The sequence below is a fragment of the Moorena sp. SIO2C4 genome (genome assembly GCF_010672485.1).
Classification (GTDB): domain Bacteria; phylum Cyanobacteriota; class Cyanobacteriia; order Cyanobacteriales; family Coleofasciculaceae; genus Moorena; species Moorena producens.
This window is the reverse complement of record NZ_JAAHGN010000614.1, coordinates 1-4,456: the sequence shown is the minus strand read 5'-3', so window position 1 is coordinate 4,456 and position 4,456 is coordinate 1. Positions and strand designations below refer to the sequence as shown.

At 40.9% G+C, this 4,456-nt stretch carries 5 protein-coding genes and 1 pseudogene; 4 read left to right on the top strand and 2 right to left on the bottom strand.

Features of this window, described 5'->3' with window-relative positions:
* The first annotated feature begins 255 nt into the window (after nt 1-255).
* Both F6K20_RS25685 and F6K20_RS25680 read left to right on the top strand, forming a co-directional pair.
* Nucleotides 256-501 (top strand): endo-1,4-beta-xylanase, encoded by a 246-nt coding sequence (locus F6K20_RS25685; RefSeq protein WP_081431851.1) that lies wholly within the window; start codon nt 256-258, stop codon nt 499-501.
* Nucleotides 502-583: 82 nt separating this feature from the next.
* Nucleotides 584-1,159 (top strand): Uma2 family endonuclease, encoded by a 576-nt coding sequence (locus F6K20_RS25680; protein ID WP_287267787.1) that lies wholly within the window; start codon nt 584-586, stop codon nt 1,157-1,159.
* A gap of 244 nt (nt 1,160-1,403) precedes the next feature.
* Here the strand turns inward: F6K20_RS25680 and F6K20_RS25675 are convergent, their stop codons facing one another.
* Together F6K20_RS25675 and F6K20_RS25670 are read right to left on the bottom strand one after the other, a co-directional pair.
* Nucleotides 1,404-2,714 (bottom strand): YeiH family protein, encoded by a 1,311-nt coding sequence (locus F6K20_RS25675; protein ID WP_008189037.1) that lies wholly within the window; start codon nt 2,712-2,714, stop codon nt 1,404-1,406.
* Nucleotides 2,715-3,230: 516 nt separating this feature from the next.
* A complete protein-coding gene (locus F6K20_RS25670; RefSeq protein ID WP_131826974.1) occupies nt 3,231-3,419 on the bottom strand; it encodes a hypothetical protein in 189 nt (62 codons plus the stop codon).
* A 217-nt stretch (nt 3,420-3,636) separates the two neighbouring features.
* Here F6K20_RS25670 and F6K20_RS25665 point away from each other — a divergent pair, with 217 nt between their 5' ends.
* Nucleotides 3,637-3,963, top strand: a complete 327-nt coding sequence (locus tag F6K20_RS25665) for a hypothetical protein (RefSeq protein WP_287296519.1) — start codon at nt 3,637-3,639, stop codon at nt 3,961-3,963.
* Nucleotides 3,964-4,301: 338 nt separating this feature from the next.
* Nucleotides 4,302-4,456, top strand: a pseudogene (locus tag F6K20_RS25660) (IS630 family transposase); the annotation flags it as partial.

Below are 4,456 nucleotides of genomic sequence, written 5' to 3'. Positions count from 1 at the left end.
CCTATGCTGCATAACCTGCCGACTATAAAGGCGACCCTCTACTTACGGTAACTTCAAGCCCTCCGGGCATTACTACTTTCAGGTCGGTAAGTTACGGGTCTCTCTCCCGGCTCAGCCTGCGGTTTCTCAGCCTGTACCCTATACTTTAATTACACCCTAGCGCCAATGTATTGTCAACTCGGCGACTCAAGTCGCTACGGTCTTTCATCCCCGGTTTAAAAACACGGGGCTTTCAGCCTTAGGAGTTCCGTAAAAATTCATGATGATAGTGGCACACCAGAAGAACGGGTGGCTGCTCAGACAAAGGTATATCAAGATATCCTGCAAGTTTGTCTAGAGGCTCCCAATTGTACAGCGTTCCTAACTTGGGAATTTGCAGATCATCATTCTTGGATTCCCGATTTCTTTGGTAAACCAGATTCCCCTCTACCTTTCGATAACTCCTATCGTCCTAAAGCTGCTTATCACGCGATGGTGGAAGTTTTGAAAATTGAGGCTTAAAAAGTAAAAAATAAAAGTAAAAATAGCTTAAATTGTACTTGTTATTTCATAAAAATATTCTATAATTTTGGAGGTAATTAACATGGTATATTTACCTGATAACCTCGAATTAACTATTAATTTAAGTGACGAACAATTTTTCCAGCTTTGTCAAGATAACAGGGATTTAAGATTTGAGCGCACCTCTGAAGGAGATTTAATAATCATGTTACCTACCGGAGGAAATACAGGTAGACGAAATATTAAACTATCGACTCAACTAGAATTGTGGAGCAGTCAAATGAAACTTGGTGTTGCTTTTGACTCTAATACAGGATTTCAACTGCCTAATGGAGCAAATCGTTCTCCTGATGTGTCTTGGGTTAAACGAGAGCGTTGGGAAGGGTTAACATCAGAAGAACAGGATAAATTTGTTCCTTTATGTCCTGATTTTGTGCTCGAATTGCGTTCTCCCAGTGATTCCCTGAAAATGGTGCAAGCTAAAGTCCGAGAATATATGGAAAATGGGACTAGATTAGGATGGTTAATCGATCCCCAAAATAAGGTTGTGGAAATCTATCGTCCCAATCAAGAGGTAGAAATTATCCAATCTCCGAAAACCTTATCAGGAGAAGATGTTTTGCCTGGATTTACTTTAAATTTATCAGAAATTATATGATATATTCTGCTATCCATAGCAGTTACCAACTCAATAGATAACTGCTATAGTTGAATAGGCTAATCATGAGATAGTATCTCTACATCTGTCCAGAAAATTCCTGAAGCATCACTCTCGTTTTCGTATATATCCTGTACGCTCGACCCCAAATAACCACCTACTATCAAGCTATTCAATAACCACAGTAGTAGCGGAAGTGAGCAAATACTAATCAAAAAGATTAGGGATTTTCGGATAGTGTTTATCACTGTGCTAACTCCGGTATAGGAAAAATAATTCCGCTTAACATTAGCCAAGCTATAGCCAAAGTCAGGACAATGTTAAAACTCTGCCCTACCAAATAAAGAATCATGGGTTTACCACCCTGAAGTTGTGTTCCTAAATCCCGAAAGTTCGAGTCTAGACCAATGGACAAAAATGCGATACAAAATAGCCAGCCACGATAGATCTTGGTTTGACTAAGAATGTTTTTAACTGTATCCATCCCCATCAAGGGAATACAAACAAAGGATACTAACAGAGAAGCAGCTATAAAACCTAAGATAAACTTGGGCAAACGTACCCATAATTCCCTCAGTTGTGGTTTAGGAGCATTTGGCTCGCGCTCTATAAAAAACACCCAAAATAAAGCGATCGCAAAAGCTATCACTCCGATCAGCATATTTTGAATCATCTTAACTAAAGCAGCTGCTTGACCAGCAATTTCCCCTACTGTTTCACCAGCAGCGACAACTGCGCCAGTAGAATCAATGGTTCCCCCCAGCCATGCACCACTGACTAATTCATTCATACCTACAGCCTTGACAAACAAGGGCATGATCACCATCATGGCAACAGTAAAAATGAGAGTCATCCCTACAGCTAAAGTCAACTCGTTTTTCTTAGCCTTACAGGCTGCTGCTGCTGCAATAGCGGCTGATACACCACACACTGATGTGGATGTGGCGACTACCATCACCAGTGATTTCTGCTGCATTTTCAGAACCCGAGTACCAAACAGATACATAAATATGATCACAATAGGCGTAACCAGCCAAGCGGACGCTAAACCATAGGGTCCGAATTCGACAATTCGGTTAAAGAGAATTTCTGCACCGAGAATCACTAAGCCAGTCTTGATGTAATATTCAGTACGCACCGCTGGCATCATCCACCTTGGTGTACCAATCGTATTACTGATGATTAGTCCAATCAACAATGCCCAGAAAGCATAGCCGAGGTTAATTGCTTTAGCGGTCTGTGAATTCCCAAGTATATAGGATAAAACTGACAAGAGAAAGATAACCAAAAAGCCTGGTATCATGTTTCTGCCTTCTTTGCCCTTCATTACCAGGTTGCCAAGGGTAAACAGAGCACATAAACCAATGGCGAGCAATGCCAGTTTAGGAAACAATTCCCAGGGGAGTGCCGATAAGAAATCTATCCCTTTCCATTTAGGCATCTTTGGCACAACGGTTATGATGCCACTAAACACCGTCCCCAATAACAGCAGACCAATCCATACAGACCACCAGTCTTCTAATTTGTAGAAGTTAGACCATTTTGTTTGACTCATTAGTAGATTTTATTTTACCCTGGAAGCCACCACCGAAATAATATCAATACATAATACCAATTCATAAAAGTAGCACGCTAAGATGCAGATGGGGAGATGGACATCTCCCCGCGCCGGGGTCTGTTTTTGTAACTATTTCCTATTCCCTGGGCACAGCGCTATAGTTTATTAACGGTGACGATTGCTCCTAGTGGTACTTTCAAAGGCTCTAGACTCGAAATCCCCTAAAAGCGAAGCAGAGCTAGGAAAATACATCGGCGCTACCAAAATGACTGAAACCCAAGGTTCATGTAGGGTGGGCAGTGCACCACAGATCATGAACCTTGCAAAGGGCGTTGGTAGGCACTGCCCAGCCTACGATTAATGACAATGGTGCAAGATCTCGGAAATACGTCGGCGCTACCAAAATGACTGAAACCCACGTGGAGCAGCGACTGCATCAAGAGAAGGAGATACTGCTGATGGACTATTACCTAGCTCTGGATCTACTTTTGAGGCTATTTAGGAGGGTTTATCTTAAAATCCCACTACAAACTGCTGGTCGAACCTGAACATAAATTCAACTCTCAACCCATTAATTCCTTCCCAGGAAATATTCCGAAACACAGGAGCAGCCTCTGCTTTATAAACGTAACATGCGATCGCAATACAAAGAGCAACACTGGTGACTGCAGTATTAACAATTTTGGCCAGTTTTTTTTTCATTTTTAGATTATCTCGACTACATTTGGTTACTACTGACTGTTCAAACAAGAATTAACTTTAATGGCTGATTATATTGGTAGTTGATCAATTATCTAGCAACGAGAGGTTAGAACTAACAGCGCTAATATAATTCAGGAGCTCCCTCAAACCCCTCAATGAATGTTGATAACTATAGCTTCCTATGCCGTTCCAGGTTTCTGTAAAAACAATCTTGACGTTGATTAGAACGATCTTATCAGGTGTTCCGGACAACGTGCATCAAGTTATTATCAATATAATTAATGGTTTTGTTAAGAGAGCTTTAAGGAAATATGAAACTAGTTTAGGACTTAGGCAAAACTATTCAAAAAAAACTATAGCTAGTAGAACACTACAAGTCGATTTGCTGTCTAATTGTAAGCATTCAGCATTCAGCTATCAGCATTCAGCTATCAGCATTCAGCATTCAGCATTCAGCTATCAGCATTCAGCATTCAGCTATCAGCATTCAGCTATCAGCATTCAGCATTCAGCTATCAGCCATAGGCCAACGGCTGACGGCTGACGGCACCTCAAGTAGCGTGGCCAAAGGCCAACGGCTGACGGCTGAATGCTTACGTCTAATTCCTGTAGTTAAGACTAGGGCGTGTTTTCAAAGTTTTCCGCAAGATATTAGATCCCCCCCAGCCCCCCTTATTAAGGGGGGAGCCATACTCAAAGTCCCCCTTTTTTAAGGGGGACCAACGGGGGATCTCGGAGTTTGAAGACACGCCCTAGTCTCGTTAGACTATGAAAACTAAAAATTATGAATTGTGAAGACTGATAATACCTGATTTTGACATAAGCTGTTCGGCATTTAAATTGGTATAATAAAAATTAATAAATAACCCAATAATAGGAAATATGCCAGCAAAAAATTATCTGACACAAGAGCAAAAAACAATACTTCAAAAAGCCTTAAAAATAGAAGAAAATGGAAATATTAGAGAACGTATTTTAATTTTGCTGTTGTTGAATAGTGGAAAAACACAGTTAGAAATTGCTGAAGTTTTGGGTTG

Excerpts from the sequence above, each read along its gene's own strand:
- F6K20_RS25680 (WP_287267787.1), top strand. The coding sequence starts at position 584 with ATGGTATATTTACCTGATAACCTCGAATTAACTATTAATTTAAGTGAC.
- F6K20_RS25675 (WP_008189037.1), bottom strand. The coding sequence starts at position 2,714 with ATGAGTCAAACAAAATGGTCTAACTTCTACAAATTAGAAGACTGGTGG.
- F6K20_RS25670 (WP_131826974.1), bottom strand. The coding sequence starts at position 3,419 with ATGAAAAAAAAACTGGCCAAAATTGTTAATACTGCAGTCACCAGTGTT.